Source organism: Runella sp. SP2 (assembly GCF_003711225.1).
In the GTDB taxonomy this organism is placed as follows: domain Bacteria; phylum Bacteroidota; class Bacteroidia; order Cytophagales; family Spirosomataceae; genus Runella.
This window is the reverse complement of record NZ_CP031030.1, coordinates 2,461,396-2,486,681: the sequence shown is the minus strand read 5'-3', so window position 1 is coordinate 2,486,681 and position 25,286 is coordinate 2,461,396. Positions and strand designations below refer to the sequence as shown.

Annotated in this window: 21 protein-coding genes; 15 read left to right on the top strand and 6 right to left on the bottom strand. The window is 43.9% G+C overall.

Translation table 11 applies throughout. From position 1 onward, the window contains the following. Nucleotides 1–9: 9 nt before the first annotated feature. On the bottom strand, nt 10–2,145 hold the full coding sequence (locus DTQ70_RS10515) for an ATP-binding protein (RefSeq protein ID WP_122930763.1): 2,136 nt from the start codon (nt 2,143–2,145) through the stop codon (nt 10–12). After that, a complete protein-coding gene (locus DTQ70_RS10510) occupies nt 2,102–3,319 on the bottom strand; it encodes an AAA family ATPase (protein ID WP_122930762.1) in 1,218 nt (405 codons plus the stop codon). The genes DTQ70_RS10515 and DTQ70_RS10510 overlap by 44 nt, the downstream gene beginning before the upstream one ends. Nucleotides 3,320–3,527: 208 nt before the next feature. Here DTQ70_RS10510 and DTQ70_RS10505 point away from each other — a divergent pair, with 208 nt between their 5' ends. After that, a complete protein-coding gene (locus DTQ70_RS10505; protein ID WP_122930761.1) occupies nt 3,528–4,778 on the top strand; it encodes a PQQ-dependent sugar dehydrogenase in 1,251 nt (416 codons plus the stop codon). Between the two features lie 48 nt (nt 4,779–4,826). Here the strand turns inward: DTQ70_RS10505 and DTQ70_RS10500 are convergent, their stop codons facing one another. Next, nucleotides 4,827–5,585 (bottom strand): DeoR/GlpR family DNA-binding transcription regulator, encoded by a 759-nt coding sequence (locus DTQ70_RS10500; protein ID WP_122930760.1) that lies wholly within the window; start codon nt 5,583–5,585, stop codon nt 4,827–4,829. A 275-nt stretch (nt 5,586–5,860) separates the two neighbouring features. Between DTQ70_RS10500 and DTQ70_RS10495 the strand changes: the two genes are divergently transcribed. The 4 genes from DTQ70_RS10495 (at nt 5,861) to DTQ70_RS10480 (ending at nt 12,590) form a co-directional block, all read left to right on the top strand. Beyond that, nucleotides 5,861–9,043 (top strand): SusC/RagA family TonB-linked outer membrane protein, encoded by a 3,183-nt coding sequence (locus DTQ70_RS10495; RefSeq protein ID WP_206019686.1) that lies wholly within the window; start codon nt 5,861–5,863, stop codon nt 9,041–9,043. A gap of 21 nt (nt 9,044–9,064) precedes the next feature. Continuing rightward, nucleotides 9,065–10,612 carry a SusD/RagB family nutrient-binding outer membrane lipoprotein gene (locus DTQ70_RS10490; RefSeq protein WP_122930758.1) on the top strand — a complete coding sequence of 516 codons (1,548 nt, stop codon included), beginning with the start codon at nt 9,065–9,067 and terminating at the stop codon, nt 10,610–10,612. Between the two features lie 21 nt (nt 10,613–10,633). Continuing rightward, nucleotides 10,634–11,116, top strand: a complete 483-nt coding sequence (locus tag DTQ70_RS10485) for a RidA family protein (protein WP_122930757.1) — start codon at nt 10,634–10,636, stop codon at nt 11,114–11,116. Between the two features lie 151 nt (nt 11,117–11,267). Continuing rightward, nucleotides 11,268–12,590, top strand: coding sequence for a DUF418 domain-containing protein (locus tag DTQ70_RS10480; RefSeq protein WP_122930756.1), 1,323 nt, complete (start codon nt 11,268–11,270; stop codon nt 12,588–12,590). Nucleotides 12,591–12,593: 3 nt separating this feature from the next. On the opposite strand, the gene DTQ70_RS10475 is transcribed toward DTQ70_RS10480, so the two are convergent. Together DTQ70_RS10475 and DTQ70_RS10470 are read right to left on the bottom strand one after the other, a co-directional pair. Further along, nucleotides 12,594–12,923, bottom strand: coding sequence for a DUF86 domain-containing protein (locus DTQ70_RS10475; protein WP_122930755.1), 330 nt, complete (start codon nt 12,921–12,923; stop codon nt 12,594–12,596). Continuing rightward, entirely contained in the window at nt 12,916–13,353 is a 438-nt protein-coding gene (locus DTQ70_RS10470; RefSeq protein ID WP_229600111.1) for a nucleotidyltransferase family protein, read from the bottom strand. The genes DTQ70_RS10475 and DTQ70_RS10470 overlap by 8 nt, the downstream gene beginning before the upstream one ends. Between DTQ70_RS10470 and DTQ70_RS10465 the strand changes: the two genes are divergently transcribed. The 3 genes from DTQ70_RS10465 to DTQ70_RS10455 all read left to right on the top strand — a co-directional run bounded on the left by DTQ70_RS10465 (nt 13,331) and on the right by DTQ70_RS10455 (nt 16,467). Next, a complete protein-coding gene (locus tag DTQ70_RS10465; protein WP_122930754.1) occupies nt 13,331–14,641 on the top strand; it encodes an amidohydrolase in 1,311 nt (436 codons plus the stop codon). The two genes, DTQ70_RS10470 and DTQ70_RS10465, sit on opposite strands and share 23 nt — an antisense overlap. 54 nt (nt 14,642–14,695) lie before the next feature. Continuing rightward, nucleotides 14,696–15,211, top strand: coding sequence for a nuclear transport factor 2 family protein (locus DTQ70_RS10460; RefSeq protein ID WP_122930753.1), 516 nt, complete (start codon nt 14,696–14,698; stop codon nt 15,209–15,211). Between the two features lie 122 nt (nt 15,212–15,333). Then, complete coding sequence (locus tag DTQ70_RS10455) at nt 15,334–16,467, top strand: ATP-binding protein (RefSeq protein ID WP_122930752.1); 1,134 nt, start codon at nt 15,334–15,336, stop codon at nt 16,465–16,467. Nucleotides 16,468–16,469: 2 nt separating this feature from the next. Here the strand turns inward: DTQ70_RS10455 and DTQ70_RS10450 are convergent, their stop codons facing one another. Next, entirely contained in the window at nt 16,470–17,054 is a 585-nt protein-coding gene (locus DTQ70_RS10450; RefSeq protein WP_122930751.1) for a Crp/Fnr family transcriptional regulator, read from the bottom strand. Between the two features lie 93 nt (nt 17,055–17,147). Between DTQ70_RS10450 and mgrA the strand changes: the two genes are divergently transcribed. The 7 genes from mgrA to DTQ70_RS10415 all read left to right on the top strand — a co-directional run bounded on the left by mgrA (nt 17,148) and on the right by DTQ70_RS10415 (nt 25,280). Further along, entirely contained in the window at nt 17,148–18,143 is a 996-nt protein-coding gene (gene mgrA, locus DTQ70_RS10445; RefSeq protein WP_122930750.1) for an L-glyceraldehyde 3-phosphate reductase, read from the top strand. Nucleotides 18,144–18,261: 118 nt separating this feature from the next. Further along, nucleotides 18,262–19,452: a PQQ-dependent sugar dehydrogenase gene (locus tag DTQ70_RS10440; protein WP_122934352.1), complete on the top strand. Its 1,191-nt coding sequence runs from the start codon at nt 18,262–18,264 to the stop codon at nt 19,450–19,452. A gap of 195 nt (nt 19,453–19,647) precedes the next feature. Continuing rightward, nucleotides 19,648–20,433, top strand: coding sequence for a crotonase/enoyl-CoA hydratase family protein (locus DTQ70_RS10435; protein ID WP_122930749.1), 786 nt, complete (start codon nt 19,648–19,650; stop codon nt 20,431–20,433). Nucleotides 20,434–20,487: 54 nt separating this feature from the next. Next, on the top strand, nt 20,488–22,338 hold the full coding sequence (locus tag DTQ70_RS10430) for a feruloyl-CoA synthase (RefSeq protein WP_122930748.1): 1,851 nt from the start codon (nt 20,488–20,490) through the stop codon (nt 22,336–22,338). A 40-nt stretch (nt 22,339–22,378) separates the two neighbouring features. Next, the gene (locus DTQ70_RS10425; protein ID WP_122930747.1) at nt 22,379–23,146 is read left to right on the top strand and encodes a 3-hydroxyacyl-CoA dehydrogenase; all 768 of its coding nucleotides are present in this window, start codon (nt 22,379–22,381) and stop codon (nt 23,144–23,146) included. 75 nt (nt 23,147–23,221) lie between these two features. Further along, complete coding sequence (locus DTQ70_RS10420) at nt 23,222–24,328, top strand: 5-methyltetrahydropteroyltriglutamate--homocysteine S-methyltransferase (protein ID WP_122934351.1); 1,107 nt, start codon at nt 23,222–23,224, stop codon at nt 24,326–24,328. Between the two features lie 88 nt (nt 24,329–24,416). Further along, nucleotides 24,417–25,280: an amidohydrolase family protein gene (locus tag DTQ70_RS10415; protein WP_206019678.1), complete on the top strand. Its 864-nt coding sequence runs from the start codon at nt 24,417–24,419 to the stop codon at nt 25,278–25,280. Nucleotides 25,281–25,286: the final 6 nt, after the last annotated feature.

The following is a 25,286-nucleotide window of genomic DNA, read 5'->3' as shown; positions in this document are numbered from 1 at the left end:
CTTCAAAACTTATTCCTCTGCATAAAAAACCTGCTTACTTTTTACTCTTTCTATTATTTCCTCAACTGTGGGCATAACATCAGGTGGAATGCGTAACAGTAGATTATCTTCCGTTTTATTGTTTAGTATAAGGGTAGCGTAGTAGAGCAATTGATATTTATCTCGTAAACTCTGACCCAATTCCGCATCCTCAAAAAGAGATAAAACTAAGTGGGTTTGTTCCAAGTAGAGTAAATCGTACAAGTAAACTTCTATGTATTGCTCTTGATTGTTTTTAATGATTTCTTTTATTCTTGCTATCAAATTATCAAATATGCTATTCCATACTTCGATAACTATTTGTAAAAATTTTGATTTAAAGTCAGGATTAAATTTGTTACATTCTGAAATATACTCTAATGATTCTTGCTTTTTTCTGTTTGACATAAAATACATCAAGGCTACATTATGTAGAGAATTAGTTTCGCCTCTTTTGATTCCCCAAAGGTAAAGAGCTTCTGCTTTTTTTTCTTTGCCTTGATATTGATACAGAAGAGCTAAATTAAATGAAGCAGTGGTATTTCCTTTTTCTACTGCTAGAAGATAGTTTTTTTCTGCCTCTTCTAAGTTTCCCAATTCTGTGTGTAAATAACCTTTTATTGCAAACTTGCGTCCATCTTCTTCATTCTCAATTTCATCTATAACTTCTAATGCTTTGGTAAAATTGCCGTTTTCTCTTAGCATATTGATTCTAGTTAATATCTCTTCAAATTTCTTAGGTAAGTCACCTTTTTCTGGGCGGTAATCAGATAATTGATAAGTTAAATCTAAGAGAGAGTCTCTCTCTTCTACTCCAATGTATTTGGATTGGCTAAAGGCTTTTGTTAACACAACGGCTTGGTCATACCCCATGTTTTGCTCTTTTAGGCTTTGAGCGTGGGCGCGTGCTAGCGCTTGTATTTCGTGGGCATCGTACCATGTTTCCAAAAAAATTGTAAGGTAGCGAGCTTTGCGTTTTTGGTCGGGGTTGCCTTGTGTCACAATTAACCACATGTTAAAAAAACGTTCTGATAGTCTGTACAAATGGTTTTTGGTAGAGGTGGGGATAATTTCAACGATGCCGTAGCTATTGAGCTGCTTCATGTAAGATGAAATCAATTTGCTTTCCATGCGGCAAGTATCTACCAATTGTTTGATAGAACACGCCTCCCAAATGAATGCCATTTCGAGCACTATTTTGCGTTGTGGTGCGGTGAGGTTATTAAGCCGTTCTTGGTAGAGTGGCGAGGCCAAGTCCATTGTTTGTCGGATATGGTCGAAGCCCGTCAGGGTTGAGTTTTGTAGAAAAATCTTGATAAAAAACTGCAACGTACGGGGTAAACCATCGGTCAGAATACGGAGGGCTTCTATTTTTCCTCGGTTTTTGAGGGCGTAGTCTTTTAGTTGGGGCAGAGATAATGCCTCACTCCACTGATTGAGCAGCTGATGAATTTCCTCAAATGTAAGTCCCTCTAGGCGGTGTCTTCTAAAAAACTCATAGAAAGGTTGGTCGTATTTCCAAAAATGCTCGTCCATCCGAGTACTCCCTCCCACCAACTGTAGGTCATTATAGTTGAGCAGCGTTTCCCGCATAAGGTGACCGTCATCGTCAAAGTTTTCTACGATACGGTCGAGGTTATCCAATAGTAACACTGCTCTTTTTTGGTGCGCTCTTAGTATTTTATGAATCTCATCGTACAAATAACGGGTATATTCTTGGTTACTTTGGAAGCTAGAAAAAGCCCGCAAATCAAGCTGTTGTTTGGTTTGTAGCATGATTTCCTGCAATACCTCATACCATAAGTCGGAAAGCCGATAAATGCCTGCCTGTTCCTCCGCCAAATTAATAGCAATATAATGCTCATTAAGGGCAGGGTCTTCCATTATCTCGATTTGAATACGTCGTAATAAAGTGGATTTCCCGCTTCCACGTCGTCCTAAAAGAAGCTCATGTTGGAGTGGGTCTTTGATTTTTTTGCGACGTAAGTCGCTCATTATTAAATCAAATTCGGTGGTTCTGACTATGAAGTTACGCCTAACCGAAGCGCTGTCGTTATTCGCATTTTGGTAAAGACTCAGTTGGTCAACGAACCAGTTGCCTGTTTTTTCGCTCTTTGTTTCCATCATAAATAGGGTTAGAACGTTTCCAGAATGCTTTCAAAAAAGGAGAAATAAATACGTAATTATCGCCTTGCTCCGTAATGTAGCCGTCCCTTTCTAAACCATCCATGATTTCGATATAGTCGTTGGTACGGGTGTACTCAAGGGCTAAGTTGTAGAGTTGACGTTTGCTGATTTTGTCTTTGTGTGAAATAAACGTCAATACTTTGTTCATAAAGTCAGATTCCGTAGTAGGAAAATACTGAACCAAACGATTTTTCCATTCTGTAAAATGATTGCTGTGTTTCACAACACGCTCAAACGCACTATCAATTTCTGCGGGAGATATTTCTGATGTTCCTGTTTTGTATGCTTGTTTATTGATTTCATCCAACATCAAATTAATGAAATACGGAATCGGATACGCGATTTTTGTAAGCAGGTATGTAAGTAATTCGTCTTTGTATTGCACGGTAGCACCGTCGGTAGCCCATTGTACATATTTTTGGGCTTCAAAAGGGGTAAGTGGCTCAAAATCAACTTGATGTAGATCGTTGAGGTCAGATACACGTCCATCAATGGTTTTTACTACGTGATGAATGCCTACCGAACCTGCCAAAACCATGGAAAAATGGCCTTTCAATACGGGCATTTGTCGCCATTGACGAAGATTATCTATGATATTACTGGCTTCGGTTGTTTTTTTAGCTTTGTGAAGGTTGTTCAATACTTCGGGCAATTCATCGATGAAGAGGATTATTTTTACCTTTTTTGATTGTAGTTTAGGAAGTACTTTATTGATTTCTTCCAAGTAGTTGAGTGATTTTCTATCACCGAATTTTACCCCCTCCAACGTAATTTCTTCGATAGAAATACCGCCTAAAAAGTCGGCTAACAAGTTTTTACTTTTTTCAAGTTTGTTTAAACACAAGATTATAAGTTCGTATATCTGTTTATAAAACTCCTCTTCCGTTTTGATTCCTTGGATATTTTTGAAAAAGCATTTGGTGTCTTCTGGGCAGTTGTTGACCATGTATTCCATAACTGAAGTTTTTCCGACTCTTCGAGGGGCTGCAATCAAGATATGGCTTCCTTTTGAGATTTCCTCCCAAATTTGAGCTACAATCGAAGGGCGGTTAAAATAGTAATCACCTGTGGCGGTAGGCCCCACGATAATTTTTGGATTTACCCAGCTTGTCATTTAGCTATAAATTTATTGTTAAATAATTTTGACAACAAATTTATAGCTAAAAATATCTAACAACAAAAATATTGTCAAAAAAACAAAAAACAGCAATTGTTGATTTCATAATTTTCCTCCTTCACAATCACTAAATCAAACAAGCTCGTCGTTACTTTCGTTAATATACCAAAACATGATTCTGGTTTTACTCTTAAAATTAACGAACATGAAAACCACCACACCACTCGCTATCATTGTTGTAGCTCTCGGTTTATTAAGTGCTTGTACGGAAAAACAAAACGATGACGGAACCACGGCGAACGTGCCTGAGCCCGAACTTCCCGTCGCTTTGCAACCTGTTGAAACCAATCCTGCCAATACGAGCTATAAACCCGCCTTTTCGGGACAAACTCGGGCTGGAGGAGTGAAAACCACAACGCCTTATAAAGCTACCCTTTTGACCTCTTCGCTTAGTGCGCCTTGGGGCATTACTCCGCTGCCCGATGGGCGATTGTTGGTCACCGAAAAATCGGGAAGGATGCGAATCGTTACGGCTTCGGGAACGGTCAGCGCGCCTATCACGGGTATTCCAACCGTCAACGCAGGTGGGCAAGGGGGCTTACTTGGGGTATGCGTTTCGCCGTCGTTTGCCACCGACCGAATGGTTTATTGGGTATTTTCGGAAAATGTAACGGGGGGAACAGTGACGGCGGTAGCCAAAGGGAAATTGGCGACGGGTGAAGCGGCTATTGAAAATGCAACCGTCATTTACCGAGCAAATCCTGCGGCAAATAGTACCTTGCATTATGGTGGCCGCATTTTGTTTGATAAAACGGGACATTTACTGGTTAGTACGGGCGAACGCTCTAATATATCTACTCGTCCGCTGTCGCAATCGGTTTCGGGGGCTTTAGGAAAAATTGTTCGCATCACAACTGACGGCGGCCCTGCTTCGGGCAATCCCACTTTCAACGGAGCGGGTGCGCTGCCTGAGTTATTTAGCATTGGCCACCGCAATCCGCAAGGCATTGCATTGCATCCAACAACGGGAGAGTTGTGGCAAAGCGAACACGGCCCTCGTGGCGGGGATGAAATCAATCGGGTGCTGCCAGGAGCAAATTACGGTTGGCCTACCATTACGTACGGTATTGAATACGGTGGACAAACCATTGGTTCGGGCATTCAACAACAAAATGGAATGGAACAGCCAGCTTATTATTGGGATCCTGTTATATCGCCCAGCGGAATGACTTTTTACCAAGGCAATCGCATTCCCGAATGGCAAAATAACCTTTTTGTTGGGGCGTTGAGCGGCCAACACATTGCCAGACTAGTAATTACTGACAACAAAGTTGTGGGAGAAGAAAGATTGCTTGTTGCTGAGAGACAGCGGTTTAGAGACGTTGTTCAAGGGGCAGACGGCGCACTTTATGCCATTACTGACGGGGGGAGAATGTATAAAATTGATAAGGAATGATTGAATATCATTCTTGTTTAACTAAAATATATTCTAAAACTCCCCCGCCTATAACACCTTCAATTTGCTATTTTGGTACGCCGCCATCATAGCCGCATCGGCGGGAAGTTCGGTAATGAGGTAGTCAATTTCGTCCAAATCGGCGATTTTCATCTTCATTACCGAATTTAGTTTCTCTGATATTGCCAAAATCGCCACCTTATCCGAGGCTTTCATCATGGCTTTCTTCACCTGTACGGTTTCCCAGTCAGAATCCGTTAAACCTGTTTGTACGTCAATGGCGTTGGTACCAATAATACAAAGGTCGGCTTTCATCTCTGATAGTCGATGGTGTACTTCACCTCCCACCGACATCTGGCTGTAGCGCGACAATTGACCCCCAATCAGGATAATTTCAAGGTTAGGTTTATCCAGTAACTCCACAGCAGTTAGCGGGTTAACCGTCATGAACGTTGCCGAAAAATCGTCAGGGATAAGCTTTACAAATTCGCGAATGGTGGTTCCACCACCGATGATGACCAGCATTCCTTCCTTCAGTAAATTGAGCGTTTTGCGGCCAATAATTTCTTTCTGAGAATGTGCGTAGGTCTCTTTGAGATTGGAGGTATGGTGGTACGCCTTTGACATGGCACCTCCCCGAATCTTAATAATTTCTCCTTCTTCCGAAAGCTCATTGATGTCTCTTCTAACTGTATCCTCCGAGACATTGAGTTTATCCACTAATTCATTTAACGAAATACGCGTATGGACGTTGATTTCTTTCAAAATCAGATCCTTCCGCTCTTTTTTAAGCAGATTGACAGGCATTTTATTGCAAAAAATTAACAAACGATTGTACGATACAAAGATAAGCAAAATTCTAAATGGCTACTAAAGCTTTAACTAGAATATTGCAAAAACAGCAGAAATATTAAGTAAAAATACGCATTATTCGGGGTTTGGTAAAATTTAATTGCAAATTTTGCGGTAAATAAATAATAATCTTTTTAACATTGTGCAAATATTGCAAATAATTAAGATTGCTATTTCTACTGCCTTGTTCTTATCAAATCTTTTAACTCTATATGAAAAAAAATCGACTTATGAAGCAAAATCAACGCTATCTGTGGCTTTCGCTGGCAGGGTGCTTGACTTTTAGCCCTTTTGTCCCTTCCGATGCACATGGGACTGGAAGGGTGAATTTGCAAAATACTGCAAAATTTGCGGTAATCGGTGAGCTAAAGGGTACTGTAGTGTCTGCAAAAGACGCAACGCCCGTGGTGGGTGCCTCGGTTATTGTGAAAGGAAACCAACGGATTGGTACAAGTACCGATGCAGAGGGTAACTTTAAATTAACCCTTCCTGAAGCACTAAATACCACAAACGTAACTATTGTGGTGAGTTTTATTGGTTATGAACCCTACGAACTAACCCTTAGTCCTTCGCAAACATCCGTTACAGTGCAACTAAAAGAAAGTGCGCAAGAACTCGCCGAAGTAGTTGTTACTGCCCTTGGTATTAAAAAGGATAAAAAAGCGGTGTCGTATTCGGTTACCGAGATTGCGGGGACTGGTTTTACCCAAGCCCGAGAAAACAACGTTGCCAACGCCCTGACGGGTAAAATTGCGGGGGTCAATGCCACAGGTTTATCGACGGGGCCAGGCGGGTCTAGCCGCGTTGTTATTCGTGGAAATGGTTCATTGACAGGCAATAGCCAGCCCTTATACGTTATCAATGGGATGCCGATTGACAACAGCGTACCAGGTGGAAGCTCGTTGGTCAATGGCTTGGGAACAAAAGCAGGTACCGACCGTGGGGATGGGATTGCCGCCATCAATCCCGACGATATTGAGTCGATGACGGTGCTCAAAGGCGGCGCTGCGGCGGCGCTTTACGGTTCTCGGGGAGCCAATGGGGTTATCTTGATTACCACCAAGAAAGGGAAATCCCAAAAGGGAGTTGGGGTAGAATACAACGGTACTTTTACGATGGAAAACGTATCGGTATTCCCTGATTTTCAGTACGAATACGGCCAAGGCGATGGTGGCGTAAAACCTACAACGCTTGCTCAGGCACAGGCTACGGTTCGTCGTTCGTTTGGGTCAAAAATTGACGGTTCTACCGATTATGTAGCCGCCGACGGAAAAACGCACCCGTACGTTGCCCAAAAAAATAACTTGAAAAATTTCTACCAAACTGGCATTAATCTTACCAACTCAATTGCGCTGTCGGGTGGAAACGATGCCGTGGTGTATCGTTTATCTGTGTCTGATTTGGATGCTAAAAGCGTTTTGCCCTCCAACACGTACAACCGTAAATCGGCCAATTTGAGCGTCTCTGCCAATTTAAGTAGTCGTCTTCGCGCTGAGGCTGTGATGCAGTATAATCGTGAACAGGGACACAACCGCCCGATTGCGGGAGATGCCCTCGGAAACCCCAACTGGATGGCTTATGAAGTGGCCAACACGGTGGATGTGCGTTGGCTAGACCCTGGCCATGATGCCAACGGAAACGAAATTTTCTGGAATGACGCAGGGATTGTGACCAACGGGTATTTCTTTATCAATAAGTTCAAACAGACTGATACCAAAGACCGCTTTATTGGGCAGGCGTCGGTGTCGTACGACATCCTAAAAAACCTCACACTGAAAGCAACGACTACGCGCGATTTTTACAATTATAATTTTACGAGCATCATGCCTACGGGCGGACAGTACATTCCGCAAGGGCAGTATGATGGTATCAAGTCGGATGTATCCGAGACCAACAGCATGGTTACGGCATCGTATAATACCCGTTTTGGTGAGTCGATTGGCTTGTCGGCGTTGGCGGGTGCTAATACGCGCCAATTTGAAAACAACCAGTTTGATTTCTTTGGCCAAGGTTATACCATACCGTATTTCTACAGTTATTCAAACTTAGCAACGTCCATTGCTACACCTGTTGCCAGTAAAATTAAGACTAATTCGGTGTTTGGGTCGGTGGATTTGGATTTGAAAAATAGCTGGTTTGTGACCCTATCAGGCCGTCAAGATTGGTTTTCAACCCTAAGCCCCAAAAACAACCGTATTTTTTACCCAAGCGTTGGGACAAGTTTGATGCTCTCGGATATTGTTAAAATGCCCGATGCTGTGGATTTCTTAAAATTGCGCGCTTCGTGGGCGCAAGTAGGTGGTGGAGGCCCTGATCCTTACGCTATCAACCTTGCCTATAGCAGTGTGCCAAGTGCTAGTTCGGTGCCGTTGCAAAACGTAAGCTCCAATTCTATTACCAATGCCGAGCTTAAACCGTTTACTTCTACTACGACTGAGTTTGGTTTTACAACGCGTTTGTTTGGGGGACGAATCAATATTGACGCGGCTGTTTACAACAAAAAATCAACCAACGACATCGTAAGTGTGCCTATTTCGGGGGCTTCTGGTTATACGAGTGCCATTTTGAACTCGGGTGAGTTGAGCAACAAAGGAATTGAGTTATTGATTGAAGGAACTCCGATCAAATCAACCAACTTTTCGTGGAATACAAGCTTCAATTTTGCCTACAACAAAAGCGAAGTCTTAAAACTGGCGGACGGGATTTCGACCTTCTCCATTGGAAACTCAGCCAACGGTAATGCCTTTATCAACAACCAAGTAGGAATGCCTTTTGGCGGAATTTATGGATACCGCATGAAGAAAGATGCCGCAGGAAACATCATTTACGATACTAACTCTAACCTTCCGTTGCAGACCGACAACAACCAGTACTTAGGAAATGGCGTACATCCTTATACGATGGGTTTGAGCAATACCTTTAAGTACAAAAACTTCACGTTTGATGCCTTGGTGGACGGGAAATTTGGCGGTAGTATTTTCTCCGTGATGGAAGTGTATGCGACACGTTTGGGCTTGATGAAATCTACCTTGCCAGGACGAGAAAACGGCTTGTTGTTGACGGGGGTAACAGCCAAAGGCGATGCTTACTCACACACCGTACCAGTGGCTAATTTACGCAGTGCTTACTACAACAACCTGAACCGTTATACGGAGTTGTTCGTCCACGATGCAAGTTTTGTTAAGCTCCGTCAAATCATCGTTTCGTACAACTTACCAACGGGATTACTGAAAGCAGTAGGGGTAAAATCGGCGAGCGTGTCGTTGGTGGGGCGTAACTTGTTGATTCTCTTTAAGAAGACTGACAACTTTGACCCAGAACAAGGACTGACCAACGGTTCTGCTCAAGGAATTGAGTCGATTGGTTTGCCACGCACACGTTCCTACGGAATTAACTTGAACCTGAAATTTTAACCCCCCAAAACTATATTTAAAATGAAAAAATCACTTAAAAATATGTTTTTACTCCCCCTTTGGGGGCTAGGGGGCTTGTGCTTGACCTCCTGCGATAAAGATTTTGTCGAAATCAATACCAACCCCAATGCGGTTTCGGTACCGACGACCCCTTACATTTTTAGCAAAGCTATCTACGACGGAGCTGCCAACAGCGGAAACAAAGGCAGCCTATTGTTTGGACTGATGCAATACACCACCAGTTACAACGACGTAGAGGGCTTCGGTTCAAAATACACCGCTTCGCAAGTAAATGCCACGGGTGGTGTTTTTAGTAATTCTTACCCTACTCAAATCAACCAAATTGGGGAGGTCATCAAGGCCGTAAAAGATGACCCCACCAAAGTAAACCAGTATGCTGCGGCTCGGGTGTGGCGGGTTTTCTGCTTTAGCCGCTTGACCGATTTGTACGGCGATATTCCTTACTCGGAGGCAGGACAAGGCTATAACTTGTCGATTTTTCAGCCAAAATACGATTCCCAAAGCGCGATTTATGCCGACATGCTCAAGGAATTGGAAGCCGCAGCTACTTCGTTTGATGCTTCAAATACCACTACTTTTGGCACGTCAGATTTGATATACCAAGGGAATGTGACGAAGTGGAAAAAATTTGCGTATTCGCTTATGTTACGTTTGGGAATGCGTTTGTCGAAAGTTGACGCGGCGGCCTCGCAAAGCTGGGTGACAAAGGCCATCGCGGGTGGTGTCATTCGTGATTATGCTGACATCGCCAAGGTGAGTTATTTGGCTTCGGGGCAAAATATCAACAAAAATCCCATTGCGTGGCAATTGCTGAACGACAACTACCTCCGTGCCGATGGAACAAACAATACCGAAGGCGGAAAATACCAAGATGTGTTTATTAACTCCTTGAAAACCAATAAAGACCCGCGTTTAGGGGTGTTGTCGGTGGTATATGTCAATGGAGCTGCAAGTTCAGATGAGAGCATTCAAAAAGGACTACCTGCTACCATCAACGGTACTAAGCCTTCTGATTTCGTAACCTACTCGGAGCCGAAGCAAACGACCGTCTTGAAAGTAGATGCGCCTTTGTTGCTGTTTACTGTAGCAGAGTCCAACTTCTTGTTGGCGGAGGCAGCCATCAAAGGTTGGTATAAAACCGAAACGGCTTCTGCCTTGTACGAAACGGGTATTCGGGCCGCCATGCAGCAGTGGGATTTGATTAGTGGTGTCACCAATGTCATTGATAAGGCAAGAATTGATAGCTATATCACGGCTCATGCCTTTAAAACATCGGGAACGGTGACTGAGCAAACTGAACAAATTTATTATCAATTTTGGGCGGGTATATTTCCTGACGCTCAAGAGGTTTATAACAACTACCGCCGTACGGGCTACCCTGCGTTGGTACCCAACGTGTATCCAGGAAACGCCACAGGTGGTAAAATATTCCGCCGTTTCTTGTACCCAGTTTTAGAACAAACCCTCAACCGAACTTCGTACAATGAGGCCGTTCAACGCCAAGGAGCGGACGATTTGTTGACGCGCGTTTGGTGGGATAAGCAATAATTCAAAAAAGTAATCAACAACATGACAGTGATTGAAACATTGAGCCCCGAAGAGGCATTTGCAGCCCTCGAATTATCGTTACCACCAGCACCCGCACCGCTGGGCGTATATAAACCTTATTTGATTGATGGAAAGTACTTGTTTCTCTCGGGGCACGGGCCAGTACAAGACGATAAAAGCTTGATAATCGGGCGGGTAGGTGAGGAGTTAGACATGGAACAAGCCAAATTAGCTGCCCGTCAAGTGGGCTTGACGATGCTTTCGACCATAAAAACGCACGTGGGTTCATTGAACCGTGTGAAACGGGTAATGAAAGTATTGGGAATGGTAAACTGTACGTCCGATTTTTTGCGCCATCCGTACGTCATCAATGGATGCAGTGAGTTATTTGCCCAAGTGTGGGGTACCGAACACGGCATTGGTGTAAGGAGCGCGGTTGGAATGGGCACGTTACCCGACAACATTCCCGTAGAAATTGAAGCAATGTTTGAATTATACGAATAACCGACAAGCCAAACGCCTTCACGTAACCCCGATTTATTTCCCTTGTAGGAGCTTGTCTCTTGCAAGGGATTTTTTTTAATTTTTTGATGAGCAAAAAATTACGTACTTTTTCATAACCTAAACTCTATTTCTCATCAAACGTTCATAAACCATGGAAAGACTCACGCCTTCTAGCGTTGCTGCACCTGTGCCAGAAACCAGCCGTATTTCCCTCATTGATATGTTACGAGGCTTTGCGTTGTTGGGTATTTTAATGATGAATATTCCAGGCTTTTCGATGGCGGATTATTCTTTTGAGGCATTCAAAAATGACCCTGATAGTTTCAATTTCTGGCTTTATCAATTCATTGGAGTGTTCTTTGAAGGCAAGATGCGCGCCATGTTTGGGATGGTTTTTGGAGCGGGTGTCTTGCTTTTTGTTGCTAACAAAAGCGGTAAAGGTACGTCAGTGCATTGGCTGTATTACCGTCGCATGTTTTGGTTGTTGATTTTTGGCCTAATTCATTCACACCTCATATTATGGATTGGCGAGATTTTGTACCTCTACGCCGTTTGTGGAATGATTTTGTATTTGTTTCGCAACGTGCCACCCCGATACTTGGTGTGGGCAGTGCCCATTGTGGCAGTGGCTAGTTTTGTGGCGGGTACCATTCAGTACCAAGACATTCGTGAAAAACGCATCGCCTACTCCGAAGCCACCAAAGCCAAAAGTGAGAACAAAACCCTGACCGCTACTCAAACAAAAGCGCTGACCGAATGGCGTGAGATTGAGAAAACGATGATTCCTAATCGCGAAGATGCGAAAGCCAACACCAAAAAGATGAAGTCAGATTACAGTACCGTTGCGGGTTATTTGCGGCCCATTGCGCTGGATATTCAGACCAAGTACTTGCCTTTTGAAATTTGGGATTCGCTGGCATTAATGCTGTTGGGTTTAGCACTTTTCAAATGGGGTTTTCTGACGGGAGCGTGGTCAAACAAAGAATATTGGACAGTTGCCAAAATTGGCTACGGGTTTGGGTTACCCTTGGTGATTTATAGCAATTATTATGCGTTTCATCATTTCTCTACGCTTGAAGCCAATCTTGCTCGTATGGAAGAAGTACCCATCAACTGGGTTAATTTGATTTACCCTTTTCAGCGGATTTTGCTGGTGATGGCTCATGCCGCAGCGCTAATTTTGCTCTACAAATCGGGTGTGATACAAGGCTTGATGAGCCGTTTGGTGGCGGTAGGGCGTATGGCATTTACCAATTACATTTCGCATTCGGTGATTTGTACACTTTTCTTTTTTGGATACGGCCTGAATTACTACGCTGAATTGGCGTTTTATCAAATTTACATCGTGGTACTTGCTATTTGGGCTTTTCAGTTGATTATCAGTCCAATTTGGCTAAAATACTTTCTTTTTGGCCCACTCGAATGGCTGTGGCGGAGTCTGACGTATTGGAAGGTCCAGCCGCTGAAGCGGTGAATATCAAAAGGTTGAAAGTTGTTCTTCTAATTCTTGCAAATCATTTTGTATGATATACCAAAGAATCTCATAATCAACCCCAAAATACCCGTGGATCAGTCTATTACGAAAACTAATAACACCATGCCAAGCAATAGCAGGATGTTCATTTTGGAAGGCTTGGGGTAATTGATTGGCAGCCTCACCAATGATTTCAAAATTTCGTTCAACGGCATCTATGGTACGGCTATCTGCCATAAAACTGTCAAAATCTAAGCCGTTGGTGTAAGTTTTGATTTTAGAGATAGCCAAAAGCATATCGGCTATCAGTAATTTGGGGTTACGCTTAGACATACATCAAGTCGGGTTCAATCTCGGCAAAATAAGAAGGTTTTATGCCATTACGAGAAACCAAATCAACGGGCATTTGGAGATAATTTTCAAGTTCTTTTGCCAAATTAAAAAACTGAAAGCCAATGGGTTTGTTAAACTCAACTAAAATATCAACATCACTTAATGGCGTTGTTTCGTTGCGAGCTACCGACCCAAAAATAGCCAAACGACTAATTGGGTAGCGTTTGAATAGCTCAGGCTTGATAGCGAACAAAAGCTCTTTTATTTTTTGAGATTCAATCATACCCGGTTTAATTTTTTTATTTAATACAAAACTATTCAATTTATCCCAAACCCAAAAACTATACGTTTCTCTAGGGAGTTCCCTCTCTTTCTTCAATTTTTCAACCAAACTATCAACTTTTAAAATGAAAAAATTAACCTTCATCATCACTGCATTGTTCAATGCCTTTTTTGCGTCAGCACAGTCAAGCAATTATAGCGAACTTATTGCCAAAAGTGCCGACAAAGTTGGGCAAAAAGTCATTGCTTGGCGACACGACATTCCCCAAAATCCCGAATTGGGAAATCGAGAGGTTCGTACTGCCGAACTCATTGCCAAGCATTTACAGTCGTTGGGCATAGAAGTAAAAACAAAAGTGGGTGTTACGGGCGTGGTTGGTCTTTTAAAAGGCGATAAACCAGGCCCTGTGATTGCATTGAGAGCGGACATGGATGCCTTACCCGTAGAAGAAAAAAACGGGTTGCCCTTTGCCTCCAAAGTAAAAACCATGTATAACGGAAAAGAAACCAGCGTGATGCACGCCTGCGGACATGATGCCCACGTAGCCATATTGATGGGTGTTGCCGAAGTATTGGCCAGCATGAAAAAGGACTTAAAAGGCACAGTCAAATTCATTTTTCAGCCAGCAGAAGAAGGTGCACCAAACGGTGAAGAAGGCGGGGCCTACTTGATGGTGAAAGAAGGTGTGCTGGAAAACCCAAAAGTAGAGGCAATTTTTGGCTTGCATATAAACTCCCAATTGGAAGTCGGTAGTCTTTCTTATCGTCCTGCTGGATTTATGGCAGGAGCTTCTGATTTTAAAATTACGGTAAAAGGCAAACCCAGTCATGGAGCTTATCCATGGCTTTCTGTTGACCCCGTTTTGGTAGCTTCTCAAATCGTGGTCAGTCTTCAACAGATTGTCAGTCGAAACATAAAACTTACCGACAATGCCGCAGTAGTCACAATTGGTGCTATCAATGGGGGAAATAGGGGAAATATTATTCCAGAGCAAGTAGAGATGTTGGGTACAGTTAGAACTTTAAGCAATGAAGACGAGGAATTGATTTTTAACCGTGTTAGGCAAGTAGCCGAGAAAACTGCCGAAGCAGCAGGTGCAACGGCAGTGGTGGAACTACCTTATACGATTCGTTATCCTGTTACCTTTAACGATGTAGCACTGACAAAATCTATGTTAGCTTCCTTACAAAAATCGGCAGGAGTAGAAAATGTACTTTTGATTCCATCGGTTACGGGCTCAGAGGATTTTTCGTTTTATGCCCAAAAAGTGCCTGGCTTATTCTTTCGCTTAGGTGGTATGCCCAAAGGCAAAGACCCCAAAACGGCGGGGCCTCATCATACACCCCAGTTTATGATTGATGATACTGCCTTTAAATTAGGCGTGATTACTTTTTGCAATTTGGTGTTTGATTATGCGGAGGTGAGTAAGAAATAGTAAAATGCTCCCATGATATTTTTGCTATCTTTAATCTAAAAACCAACCCCAACAATGAACAAGAACTTCCTTTTTCTGTCAACCTTACTTTTTACTTTTCTAACAGTCACCAAATCAATTGCGCAATCGGCAGCAGACCAGCTTCGCATATCAGAAATAGACAAGAGCTATTGGACAGAAATATCTCGAACGGTCAAAGAAGGTGATTTTGAAGGCTACAAAGCCACTTGTCACGAAAATGCCGTCTTGGTAACGACCTCGGGTAAAATTAAGCAATCTTATCCCATGACCAAGGCATTGGCTGGTTGGAAACAGGGTTTTCTTAATACCAAACAAGGAAAGCAGCTGGATAATGTGCAGTTTCGCTTTTCCCAACGAATAGGTGACGCAACCACCGCGCACGAAACGGGCATTTTTTATTTCACTTCCCATGATAGCACGGGTAAGCTCATTTCGGAGGGATATACGCATTTGGAAGCCTTACTGGTAAAGCGTGATGGCAAGTGGCTATGTTTGATGGAATACCAAAAAGCCAAAGCTTCCAAGGAAGAGTGGGAGGCGTTGAAGTGATGAGGTAAAACTGAAAATTCTTGTTATATTTTCATTGTATTGAAGATTTTAACGTTAATTTTATCATTGTGTTGAAGAAATTAACGTTAAAATTCCGTTCAACTTGAAAATTTAATCCCTTCATGAGCATTAATAGAGCCATTGAAAAAACGCTGATTGAACGTCTCATCCCCAATAAAGTCAATCTTATTTTTGGAACAAGACGGGTAGGTAAAACTTTCTTACTGAAAAAACTCATTGCAAATCAATCTTTCAAGACTTTAATGTTGCAAGGCGAAGACAGTGATGTACAGCAGATTTTGGCACAACGAAGCGTAGCCAATTACCAAAGACTCCTACACCATATCGAGCTTCTGGTTATTGATGAAGCCCAAGCTATACCCGAAATCGGTAAGATTTTGAAGCTAATCGTTGATAACATTGAAGGCATAAGGGTGATTGTGACAGGTTCGTCAGCATTCGATTTGGCCAATCTATCGGGGGAGCCACTTACTGGTAGGGCGTATTTCCATGAGTTATATCCTATTTCTCAACAAGAACTGATGGAGCAGGAAAATGCGCTGCAAACACTTCAAAATCTGGAAGATAGATTGATTTATGGCAGTTATCCTGAACTCTGGAATTTGCCCTTTTCGGTGACAAAAGCGGAATATCTTAAAGAGCTATTGAATACCTATTTGTTGAAAGATATTATAGCTTTTGAGGGAATTAGAAATAGCTCTAAAATCAGGGACTTGCTTCGATTGATTGCCTTTCAAATTGGGAAAGAAGTGTCAATGGATGAACTTGGTAAACAGCTTCAACTAAGCAGGAATACGGTTGAAAAATACCTGGATTTGTGTAGTAAAGTGTTTATTATAAAGAAGTTAGAGGCATTTAGTGGCAACTTGCGAAAAGAAATTACCAAAAGTTCGCGTTGGTATTTTTGGGATTTGGGCATACGTAATGCTTTGGTTAATGATTTTAGACCACTTACGTTACGAACCGACAAAGGTGAGCTTTGGGAGAATTACTTGATTTCAGAAAGGCTTAAATTTTTGAAATACAATAGAAACTTGGCCGAAACCTATTTTTGGCGCACTTATGACCAGCAAGAAATTGATTGGCTTGAACTTGAAAATGGTCGATTGCGGGCGTATGAATTTAAGTGGAACGAAGCCAAAACTAAAGTGCCAAGAGCCTTTGCTACTACTTATCCCGAAGCTACTTTTTCGGTGATTAACCAAGAGAATTACTTGCCGTTTATTACAGGGTAAATCTAATTTTTACCCGTCATTTGTCGCTTTCGCAACTTGCTCAAAAACTCGGGCGTAATTCCTAAATACGACGCAATGTACTGCTGTGGCACGCGGTTGGGAAGGGTCGGGTAGCGTTTCAAAAATTCCTCTAATTGCTTCATGGCCGAATAAGACACCGTGCGGAGTAAGCGGGCTTGAATAACGGCCAAGTGGCGTTGAATCATCAGGCGAAACATACGTTCGAGCTTGGGTACGCGGCGCAACAATTCGTCTTTTGACTCCCGAGAAAGTACCAATAATTCACAATCTTCGATTGTCTCAATCGTCATCTTGCTGGGGGTTTGGTGCTCAAAACTGCTAATGTCGCTCACCCACCAATCTTCAACGGCAAACTCTAGGGTGAGTTCAGTGCCGTCTTTGTCAGTAAAATACTCCCGAATGCAACCTTTAATGACGTAGGCTTCAAAATGGCAGACATCCCCCGCTTGGAGAAGAACCGTTTTTTTGGGAAAAGTTTTCCATTTCAAACAGTCGGCGACGATTTGGGACTCTTCTTCGGTAAGCAGAACATAGCGAGAAATATATTGATGAAGTTGTGAGTGCATAGAATAAATTTCTTGTTCCAGTTCAATTTTTATTTGGCTTAGAACCCCGACTTTTGCGCATCGTTTTTAAAACCATTGCAAAAATAACACACTATGGCTTTTTTATCTTCTCCGCAACGTTACGATTCCATGGAATACCGTCGATGCGGTAAAAGTGGCATCAAACTACCCGCCCTTTCGTTGGGCTTATGGCACAATTTTGGGGGAATTGACCATTTTGAAAATGCCAGAAACATGATTACACTGGCGTTTGATAAAGGCATTACTCATTTTGACTTGGCTAATAATTATGGTCCGCCCGCGGGATCGGCCGAGGAAACTTTTGGCCGCGTTTTGAAAAAAGACCTGCTGCCTTACCGCGACGAAATGATTATTACCACCAAAGCAGGCTATTATATGTGGCAAGGGCCATACGGCGAATGGGGTTCTAAAAAATACCTAGTGTCGAGTCTCGACCAAAGTCTCAAGCGTATGGGTTTAGACTACGTGGATATTTTTTACCACCACCGTCCAGATCCCGAAACGCCTCTCGAAGAAACCATGGCCGCTTTGGATTTGATTGTTCGTCAGGGGAAAGCGCTTTATGTGGGTATCTCAAATTACAACGCCGCCGAAACCGAAAAGGCTGTAAAGTTGTTACGTGAAATGGGCACACCTTGCTTGGTACATCAGGCGAAGTACTCGATGTTTGAACGTTGGGTGGAAGGTGGATTGCTCGATGTCTTGGAACAAAATGGCGCGGGTTGCGTAGCATTTTCACCTTTGGCGCAAGGGCTATTGTCGGACAAGTACCTAAAAGGAATTCCTGCTGATTCAAGAGCAGCTTCGGGGCGAGGAAATGGCGCATTGGAAAGTGGCCGAATCACTGAAGAGAAACTTAACCAAGTGCTACAATTGAATGAAATTGCCGAACAAAGAGGCCAAAATTTAGCCCAAATGGCGTTGTCGTGGATACTGAAAGACCCGCGCATTACTTCGGTGATTTTGGGCGTTAGTAAACCCGAGCAGCTTACAGATTCGCTAAAATGCCTTGATAATAAGGAGTTTTCGGCGGAGGAGTTGCAGAAGATTAATCAAATTTTGGGTTAATATTTAATGGAACAAAGATTGAACGGATAAAACGGATTTTTATCAGTAGTTATCCGTTCAATCCGTTAAATCAGTGATCTAATTTTAAATGGATAAACAAAGGAAAAACAACTTACAAATGAAAAAAACAGCACTTTTTTCAATGGTTTTGGGCACGTTGGCGTACGCTTCTTGGGGCCAGACCGAACCCGTTGAAACTAAAAAACCTAACTCAGATTACAAATCAGCTTTTGCTGGACAAACCCGAATTGGTGGAGTAAAAACCCAAACTCCGTACGATTTTAAGGTTCTTTCGGAAGGCTTGACGTTTCCTTGGGGCGTAAAAAGCTTGCCTGATGGGCGCTTAATTATCACTGAAAAAGCGGGAAATCTTCGCATTGCCAAAACCAACGGCGAATTGAGCAAGCCTATTACGGGACTTCCTGCTGTGAATACCAGTGGCCAAGGTGGACTTTTGGGGATTACCATCGACCCTAATTTTGACAAAAACCGAATGATATATTGGACGTTTGCCGAGAATTTTGACGGTGGAACGCTTACTTCGGTAGCGAAAGGGAAACTTTCTGCCGATGAGACAAAAATTGAAGGTGCGACGGTCATTTATCGTGCCACGCCAGCCCACAAGGGAAATCTCCACTACGGAGGCCGTATTTTGTTTGATAAAAAAGGCGATTTGTTTGTGAGTACAGGCGAGCGCTCCGACATGGTAACCCGCCCTCAAGCGCAACAATTGAACTCAAGCTTAGGGAAAATTGTCCACATTACTACCGACGGTAAACCTGTTGCCAATGGCCCATTTGCGAGCACAGCAGGGGCGAAGCCAGAATTGTATTCGTACGGACACCGTAACGTGCAAGGGCTTACATTTAACCCTGTTTCGGGCGATTTGTGGTCGAATGAGTTTGGCCCAAGAGGTGGCGACGAAATTAACCGTGTGCAGTCGGGTAAAAACTACGGTTGGCCTGTGATTACTTACGGAATCGAATACAGTGGCAAACAGATTGGGGATGTGATTCAGCAAAAAGAAGGTATGGAGCAACCCGTGTATTATTGGGATCCATCGGTATCGCCAAGTGGGATGACGTTTTATAGTGGCGACATGATGCCAGAGTGGAAAAATAATCTATTTGTAGGTTGTTTGAGCGGGATGCACATTGCGCGTTTGGTGATTGAAAACAACAAAGTGGTAGGGGAGGAGCGCCTGCTTTCGCAAGAATACCAACGTTTCCGCGACGTCATTCAAGGCAAAGATGGGGCAATTTACGCCGTGACTGACCAAGGTCGTTTGTATCGTATTTTTAAGAAATAATTTCTTGCCTTTTTGTGCAACCATATAAGACATATAAGAGCATATAAGTTGTTTTCTAATAATCCCTTATATGTCTTATATGGTTGTAAAATTAAAAAATGATTGATATTGCGTACTAATGCCCACATTTTTCCTATTTTAACTTCTTTTTATTGTTCAATTTTGTGTTGAAATAAATCAATTCATAGTTGAATAATGGTTGACTTCCATTTTCCCTCAGACCTTCTAAAAATAAGCGCCGTAGAAAGCACGCTCTTGGTAGGACTCAACCGACCCGAAAAACGAAATGCTTTCAACGATGCGCTGCTTCTAGACTTAGAAAAAGTAATGGATGCCATTCCCGCGTCCGTTCGGTGCATGGTTATTTATGGCGAAGGGAAACATTTCTCCGCAGGACTTGATTTATCCGAACTCAAGGAACGAAATGCCTCCGAAGGGGTGTACCATTCCCGCATGTGGCATCGGGTACTCGACAAGGTGCAGTTTGGGCGAGTGCCTGTGATTGCGGCCTTGCACGGGGCGGTCGTAGGCGGAGGTTTGGAACTTGCGAGTGCCTGTCATATTAGAGTTGCGGATGTTACAACCATGTATGCCTTGCCTGAGGGACAGCGAGGGATATTTGTCGGTGGTGGGGCTTCGGTGCGCGTACCCAAGCTCATTGGATTGGCACGTATGACCGACATGATGCTTACAGGGCGCGTGTATTCTGCGGAAGAAGGGGAACGAATTGGACTTGCGCAATATTTAGTAGAAACAGGAAAAAGCCAAGAAAAAGCCCTTGAACTGGCGCAAAAAGTAGCCTCCAACGCTGGAATGACCAATTTTGCATTGGTACAGGTGCTGCCAAGAATTGTAGATGCTTCGCAAGAACAGGGGCTGTTGATGGAATCATTGATGGCCGCCATTGCCCAAAGTGCCCCCGAAGCCAAAGAAAGATTGCGTGATTTTTTGGAAGGACGAGCTAAAAAAGTTGCCCCCTAACCCGCGCGGCGTACCGTCCCAATGGGGTATTTTTAAATTTTAATTTTGAAAAATATGAATTTTAAAATAACTCCCCCGTTGGGGGCTGGGACGGTACGCCGCGCGGGGCTTTTCAAAAACGTTCATTTTGGCCCTACCCAAACTCAAAAAAAGCGTCGCTCAGACGGTATTATGGAGTTTGAACTTTTGGCTCCTTTGGAAGAATATCCTGAAAAACTAACGGAGAAATTGCGCTTTTGGGCAATACAAAAACCAGAAGCTGTCTTCATTGCAAGGCGAAATGAAAACGGCGAATGGGTAAAGTTAACGTATGCCGAAACCCTCCAAAAAGTAGAGCGAATTGCGCAGTATCTACTGAATTTAGAACTGTCGGAAGAAAAAACCTTGGTGATTTTGTCCGAGAATAGTCTTGAACATGCACTCTTAGCATTGGCCGCCGTACACGTGGGAATCCCTTATTCGCCAATTTCTCCCCCTTATTCGTTGGTGTCGGATGATTTTGGAAAACTCCGCCATACGCTCGAATTAATGACCCCAGGGTTGATTTTTGCTCAAAATGGACGAATGTACGCCAAAGCCTTGGAGTTGGCAAAGGCTCTTTTTCCTGATGCTACTTTTGTAACTGTCGATGGGAGTGAAGGAGTTGATTTTGCACAGATACTTTCCTTTGAACCAACTGTGCAGGTACAGCAGGCGTTTGAGAAAGTCAATGCCGACACCGTTGCTAAAGTTCTCTTTACGTCGGGCTCAACGGGCTTGCCCAAAGGGGTGATTAACACCCAACGAATGTGGTGTGCTAACTTGCAGCAGATAACGCAGGTTTTCCCTTTTATGAAAACCGAGCCACCCGTGTTTATCGATTGGTTGCCGTGGAATCATACCTTCGGCGGAAATCATAATTTTGGATTGGCTCTTTATAATGGAGGGACACTGTATATCGACGAAGGAAAGCCAACCCGCCAAGGCATCGAAACGACGGTTCAAAACCTCCGTGAAATTTCTCCAACGGCTTATTTCAACGTGCCTAAGGGGTTTGAAATGCTGATTCCTTACTTCGACCGTGAACCTCAGCTTCGCGAAACTTTTTTTAAGAAGTTGCAAATCCTGTTTTATGCAGGGGCTTCGTTGGCGCAGCCAGTTTGGAACCGTTGGGAGGAGTTGGCTACAGAAACTACGGGGGAAAAAGTACCCATCATTACGGGTTTGGGCTGTACCGAATCGGGGCCTTCGGCGATGTTTGCCAGCTGGGGAGGAAGCTTTTCGGGCTTGTTGGGCGTGCCTGTGGCGGGAATGAAGGTGAAACTAGTCCCCGACGGCGATAAACTAGAGGCTCGCTACAAAGCTCCCAACGTGACACCAGGGTATTGGCGAGAACCCGAAGTGACGGCAAAAGCATTTGACGAAGAAGGGTTTTATAAAACGGGCGATGCCGTCAAATTTGTGGATGAAAATGACCCCGACAAAGGACTTGTATTTGATGGTCGTATTGCAGAAGATTTCAAACTCTCGACGGGGACGTGGGTGAATGTGGGCGTTTTAAAAGCAAAAGTATTGACAGCTGGCTCCCCCATTGTTCAGGATGTAGTGTTGACTGGTTTGGACAGAGAATACGTAGGGGCAATTTTGTTCTTAAACGTCGAAGCTTGCCGAGTTCATGCAGGTTTAGAATTAGAAACAAGCCACGAAGAGGTATTTACACATCCAAAAGTGACAAATTATTTGGATGAAATGTTGGTATGGCTTGAAAATCAGGCGACTGGCAGTGCTAGTCGAGTAGTAAAATACATCGTTGCATTAGAACCCCCTTCCATTGATTTGGGAGAAATTACGGATAAAGGCTCGCTGAATCAGCGTGCAGTTTTGAAATATAGAGCTAACTTGGTGGAAAAATTGTACGGCCTTTAGGGGCTTTTAACTTTAAATTCCCCCACTGGGGCAGGGAGCTATGAACATACAACAAAAAACTTTTCTCGTAACAGGTGGCGCTTCGGGGCTTGGACTGGCAACGGCCAAAATGATTGTCGAAAATGGTGGAAATGCCGTATTACTCGATGTAAACGAAGAAGCAGGGCAAAAAGCAGAAGCTCAACTAGGTGCGAGTGTTCGCTTTGTGAAAACGGACGTCAGCAACGAAGAACACGTACAAGCGGCCATTGAATTGGCTATCACAACGTTCGGAACTATTAATGGTGTAGCGAACTGCGCGGGGATTGGTCCAGCCCAGCGGGTCGTAGGAAAAAACGGACCACATACACTTGATTTATTTTCAAAAGTTATTCAAATCAACTTAATCGGGACATTTAATGTCATTCGATTGGCAGCGGCAGCGATGCAGCAAAACGAACCTGGCGAAAGCGGCGAACGTGGGGTCATTATCAACACGGCTTCTGTCGCTGCTTTCGACGGGCAAATCGGTCAGGCAGCTTATTCGGCCTCCAAAGGTGGTATTGTTGGGATGACCTTACCGATTGCAAGGGAATTTGCCAAAATGGGCATTCGGGTGATGACCATCGCGCCAGGAATTTTTGAAACGCCGCTTTTGATGGGAATGCCCGACGATGTAAAAGCCTCTTTAGGGCAACAAGTACCGTTCCCGTCGCGGTTGGGACAGCCGCGCGAATACGCTGCTTTAGTAAAACATATTATTGAAAATCAAATGCTTAACGGAGAAGTCATTCGTCTTGATGGCGCCATCCGCATGGCTGCGAAATAACAAGCCCCCCTCCCCCCAATGGGGGCTATTTTTAACAAAAAACTCCCCCACTGGGGGTGGGGGGACTGTACTCCTATGAACCCTCCTTTTAGAGCCGACCACGTCGGTAGTTTGTTGCGTACGCCAGCAGTAAAAGAAAACCGCTTAAAGTGGAAAAAAGGCGAAATCTCGGCTGAAGAACTTCGGGCTATTGAAGATGCTGGAATTGCTGAAACCGTAAAAAAATTGGAAGCTACGGGGATGAAAGCCATCACCGACGGCGAGTTTCGTCGTGATTATTTTCACCTAGATTTTCTGAAAGAACTGGACGGTGTCACCGTGACGGGTGGAATTGAAGCCAATCCAAACGCCAAAGCTGCTGAAGATGGCTTTACCCCGCCAAAATTGAGTGTAACGGGCAAGTTAAAGCACGTAAAAGACATTCAAGTTGCAGATTTTAATTACTTGAAATCGGTCGTAAGTCAGACGCCAAAAGTATCCATCCCTTCACCAACGATGGTGCATTTTCGCGGTGGACGCAAATCGATAGACATCAATTCGTATCCAGATATGGACGAATTTTTTCATGATTTATCGGCAGCCTATCGCGAAGAAATAGACCATTTGTACAAGGCAGGTTTGCGGTATTTGCAGTTGGACGATACCAATTTGGCCTACCTCTGCGACCCTAAAATGCGAGCGGCGGCCGTCGAACGTGGCGAAGACCCGAACGAACTACCACGTACGTATGCCTCTTTGATTAATTCGGTGATTGATGGACGCCCCAAAGACCTTACCGTTGGGATTCACCTTTGTCGTGGAAATTATCGCAGTACGTGGTTTGCTGAAGGAGGCTATGAGCCCGTGGCCGATATTTTATTCAATAGTATCAACGTGGATGCCTATTTCTTGGAGTACGACGACGAGCGTTCGGGCGATTTTGCCCCGTTGCGATTTGTACCAAAAGATAAAATGGTGGTACTCGGTATCATTTCTTCCAAAGTTAAAGCCTTGGAAAGCATTGATGACCTAGCCAAACGTATTGACGAGGCAGCGCAATACATGCCACTTGAACAAATGTGCGTGAGTCCGCAATGTGGTTTTTCATCGACCCACCACGGCAACGACATGACCCACGACGACCAATGGCGTAAAATGGAACTGGTCGTAAACACTGCCATCAAAGTGTGGGGTACGGCGTAAGCCCCCTAACCCCCGATGGGGGAATTCTAAATAAATTCAACTTTATACCCCCATTGGGGGAAAGGGCGGTTCGCCGCTGCGAGGCAATATGATAGACATCGAAAAAGTAATAGCCATCGACGTACACACGCACGCGGAAGTGTCGTGTTGTCAGCCGCACGACGATTATCGACCAGAATTGGACGAAGCGTTTGCCAAGTACTTTAAGTCCGATAAACGTCCCACCATTCAGGAAACGGCTGATTTTTATCGGGATAATAATCTAGCGTTTGTGATGTTTACGGTTGATTCCGAACACAATGTAGGAAAACGTCGGATTCCCAATGTTGAGGTAGCAGAAGCGGCGCTCAAAAACGATGACGTGATGATTGCCTTTGCGAGCATCGACCCGCATAAAGGACGCATGGGGGCTCGCGAAGCCCGCGTTTTAATTGAAAATTACGGGGTTAAGGGCTTCAAATTTCACCCAACGGTGCAAGGCTTTTATCCGCAAGACAAAATGGCGTATCATTTGTACGAAGTAATTGCCGAATACAAACTCCCCATGCTTTTTCACAGCGGCCATTCGGGGTTTGGAAGTGGGGTAAGAGGTGGGGGCGGTTTGCGATTGGAGTATTCTAACCCCATGCACCTCGACGATGTGGCCATCGACTTCCCCGATTGTCCTATCATCATTGCGCACCCGAGTTGGCCTTGGCAAGACGAGGCATTGTCGGTAGCCATGCACAAGCCCAATGTGTATATCGACTTGAGCGGTTGGTCACCCAAATATTTCCCCAAACAACTTATTCAATACGCCAACACCTTGTTGAAAGACAGAATGTTATTCGGAACAGATTTTCCGTTGATTACGCCCGAACGTTGGATGAAAGACTTTGCAGATGCGGGTTTTAAAGAAGAAGTAAAGCCGTTGATTTTGAAAGAAAATGCGATTAAAATGTTGGGGTTATAATTCCCC

Coding starts and splice junctions, on each gene's coding strand:
- DTQ70_RS10515 (WP_122930763.1), bottom strand. CDS start 2,145: ATGATGGAAACAAAGAGCGAAAAAACAGGCAACTGGTTCGTTGACCAA.
- DTQ70_RS10510 (WP_122930762.1), bottom strand. CDS start 3,319: ATGACAAGCTGGGTAAATCCAAAAATTATCGTGGGGCCTACCGCCACA.
- DTQ70_RS10505 (WP_122930761.1), top strand. CDS start 3,528: ATGAAAACCACCACACCACTCGCTATCATTGTTGTAGCTCTCGGTTTA.
- DTQ70_RS10500 (WP_122930760.1), bottom strand. CDS start 5,585: ATGCCTGTCAATCTGCTTAAAAAAGAGCGGAAGGATCTGATTTTGAAA.
- DTQ70_RS10495 (WP_206019686.1), top strand. CDS start 5,861: ATGAAGCAAAATCAACGCTATCTGTGGCTTTCGCTGGCAGGGTGCTTG.
- DTQ70_RS10490 (WP_122930758.1), top strand. CDS start 9,065: ATGAAAAAATCACTTAAAAATATGTTTTTACTCCCCCTTTGGGGGCTA.
- DTQ70_RS10485 (WP_122930757.1), top strand. CDS start 10,634: ATGACAGTGATTGAAACATTGAGCCCCGAAGAGGCATTTGCAGCCCTC.
- DTQ70_RS10480 (WP_122930756.1), top strand. CDS start 11,268: ATGGAAAGACTCACGCCTTCTAGCGTTGCTGCACCTGTGCCAGAAACC.
- DTQ70_RS10475 (WP_122930755.1), bottom strand. CDS start 12,923: ATGTCTAAGCGTAACCCCAAATTACTGATAGCCGATATGCTTTTGGCT.
- DTQ70_RS10465 (WP_122930754.1), top strand. CDS start 13,331: ATGAAAAAATTAACCTTCATCATCACTGCATTGTTCAATGCCTTTTTT.
- DTQ70_RS10470 (WP_229600111.1), bottom strand. CDS start 13,353: ATGATGAAGGTTAATTTTTTCATTTTAAAAGTTGATAGTTTGGTTGAA.
- DTQ70_RS10460 (WP_122930753.1), top strand. CDS start 14,696: ATGAACAAGAACTTCCTTTTTCTGTCAACCTTACTTTTTACTTTTCTA.
- DTQ70_RS10455 (WP_122930752.1), top strand. CDS start 15,334: ATGAGCATTAATAGAGCCATTGAAAAAACGCTGATTGAACGTCTCATC.
- DTQ70_RS10450 (WP_122930751.1), bottom strand. CDS start 17,054: ATGCACTCACAACTTCATCAATATATTTCTCGCTATGTTCTGCTTACC.
- mgrA (WP_122930750.1), top strand. CDS start 17,148: ATGGCTTTTTTATCTTCTCCGCAACGTTACGATTCCATGGAATACCGT.
- DTQ70_RS10440 (WP_122934352.1), top strand. CDS start 18,262: ATGAAAAAAACAGCACTTTTTTCAATGGTTTTGGGCACGTTGGCGTAC.
- DTQ70_RS10435 (WP_122930749.1), top strand. CDS start 19,648: ATGGTTGACTTCCATTTTCCCTCAGACCTTCTAAAAATAAGCGCCGTA.
- DTQ70_RS10430 (WP_122930748.1), top strand. CDS start 20,488: ATGAATTTTAAAATAACTCCCCCGTTGGGGGCTGGGACGGTACGCCGC.
- DTQ70_RS10425 (WP_122930747.1), top strand. CDS start 22,379: ATGAACATACAACAAAAAACTTTTCTCGTAACAGGTGGCGCTTCGGGG.
- DTQ70_RS10420 (WP_122934351.1), top strand. CDS start 23,222: ATGAACCCTCCTTTTAGAGCCGACCACGTCGGTAGTTTGTTGCGTACG.
- DTQ70_RS10415 (WP_206019678.1), top strand. CDS start 24,417: ATGATAGACATCGAAAAAGTAATAGCCATCGACGTACACACGCACGCG.